Here is a 1,715-nt window from a genome sequence, read left to right on the forward strand (position 1 = left end):
CATTCTGTTTTCTGCTTAGCGCGCTCGTCATAGCATGTAACCTCAACAGCGGGCGTGTATCCGAATTGCTTTACCCTCATAGCTGTATACGTCATATTACTTTTCACCAGAATTCTCCTTGTGATTAGACCTACTTTAATCTATCAGTAAGTTTCTTTCGTGGTAACTAGCACCCGAAAGTAACTTAGCTTGTGAGCAGCATTGCCGTTCATCCTGAACCCGCCGCGCTCCCGACGCATGGTTTACTGTCGCGCCGTTCGACTGATCTCTGCGTGTTTCGCTTCGATGGATTTATAATGTACTGAAAGTTCATTAATGTAAAGTACCATAAGTACATATTTCGGGTAAAAAAAGCCCATCATGTCATAACATAATGAACTTTAAGGTAATTTATTTTTATCCGAACCGACGATAATCTATCGATTGACGGAGTAGTACTTTCGCTACGACATGAAGCTGGTCTTCATCAGCTTCTTCGATATGCCATCTCTCGTAGACTGGGTTGTCAGATATGACAACTAATCTATCTTTCTGCATTTGAAGCCGCTTTACATGGAGGGTTTTGCCGTAAACGAAAACATAAATTCCATCAGCATCAAAGTGGTTAACAGACACATCAACGAAGATCTCATCGCCAGGATTTATCGTTCCTTCCATGCTGTCACCGCTTACGGTAATGACCTTTATATTATTCTGCGGTCTGCCATTGAACAGAGTCCTGGCATGCTCAGTCGTATACTCAATGGCCCTTACCCTCTCAACGAACTCGTTGTAAATCATAATCCCTGGACCGGCACTAGCTTGAACGTCTAATACATCGACTCTATAAGAGTCTGATACCTTATTGGCATGGTTTGGTGTAATTCCATCCTCTGATGCATACCCATGCAGGTAAGCAGCAGTAGTTCCAAGTACTGAAGCGAGCAACTCCATCTTATCCTTTCGTGGAAGCGACTCACCATTAAACCACTTGCTCACAGCCTTGGGCGTAAGCTTCATTCTGGCAGCGAGATCAGCCTGCCTGCCATGTTGTGGTAATCCCGCCTTATCACAGGCTAGCGCAAGCCTTTGCGAGAATTTTTCGCGCTCATTTAGTTGAACCATAAGTTCAACTATATCTGTGCTTGACTGTACTATCAGTTCCGTCATAATATGAACTATAAGTTCACCACTGGAGATGCAAATGAACGAAATCACGTTTGGACACGTCATTAAATCCGTTCGTGTATCTGTTGTGGCTGAGGTTTGCGGACTTACGCCCAAGGCCATTTATAAATGGATAGAGCGTGGTTCTCTGCCGCGTACCGAGTTTACAGGAGAAACCGAGTACGCGGATAAGATCGCCAAAGCATCAGGCGGCAAGTATTCAGCAGCACAGATTCGCCGTATCGGTAAGCAGCAATTAGTCATGTAAATAAAATGTACTTTTAGTACCGAACGGCCCGGTATATGGTCGGGTGCCCGGCGTGGTCAATGGATGACTGTCAATGGTGCACGATAAAACAATTATTTACGCATTAACTATCTAAACCACAAAGGAAGTATTACGCATGGAAACTGCAAGCACACGCAAGACGGCGATGAAGATTCACTCGTCGCTTCTGAACAAAATCGCAGCAATGGGTCAGCGCAAGTTTGCTGATGCTATGGGAGTTAATGAGTCACAGGTTAGCCGGTGGAAATCAGGCTTGCTGGAGACTATGAGCATGGCGCTT

Annotated in this window: 3 protein-coding genes; 2 read left to right on the forward strand and 1 reads right to left on the reverse strand. The window is 44.8% G+C overall.

The window, feature by feature from the left end; genetic code table 11:
• Positions 1-396 precede the first annotated feature (396 nt).
• The gene (locus ACZ6S8_RS39545; RefSeq protein WP_274756369.1) at positions 397-1,149 is read right to left on the reverse strand and encodes a LexA family transcriptional regulator; all 753 of its coding nucleotides are present in this window, start codon (positions 1,147-1,149) and stop codon (positions 397-399) included.
• Positions 1,150-1,183: 34 nt separating this feature from the next.
• Here ACZ6S8_RS39545 and ACZ6S8_RS39550 point away from each other — a divergent pair, with 34 nt between their 5' ends.
• Together ACZ6S8_RS39550 and ACZ6S8_RS39555 are read left to right on the forward strand one after the other, a co-directional pair.
• Entirely contained in the window at positions 1,184-1,414 is a 231-nt protein-coding gene (locus tag ACZ6S8_RS39550) for a helix-turn-helix domain-containing protein (protein WP_274756370.1), read from the forward strand.
• A gap of 136 nt (positions 1,415-1,550) precedes the next feature.
• Positions 1,551-1,715: CII family transcriptional regulator (locus ACZ6S8_RS39555; RefSeq protein ID WP_469463250.1), on the forward strand; the 165-nt coding region annotated here is incomplete at its 3' end.

It is taken from the genome of Streptomyces sp. NPDC048461, from assembly GCF_055587105.1.

What these genes read in the sequence shown, in the direction of transcription:
- ACZ6S8_RS39550 (WP_274756370.1), top strand. Translation starts at nt 1,184, where the DNA reads ATGAACGAAATCACGTTTGGACACGTCATTAAATCCGTTCGTGTATCT.
- ACZ6S8_RS39545 (WP_274756369.1), bottom strand. Translation starts at nt 1,149, where the DNA reads ATGACGGAACTGATAGTACAGTCAAGCACAGATATAGTTGAACTTATG.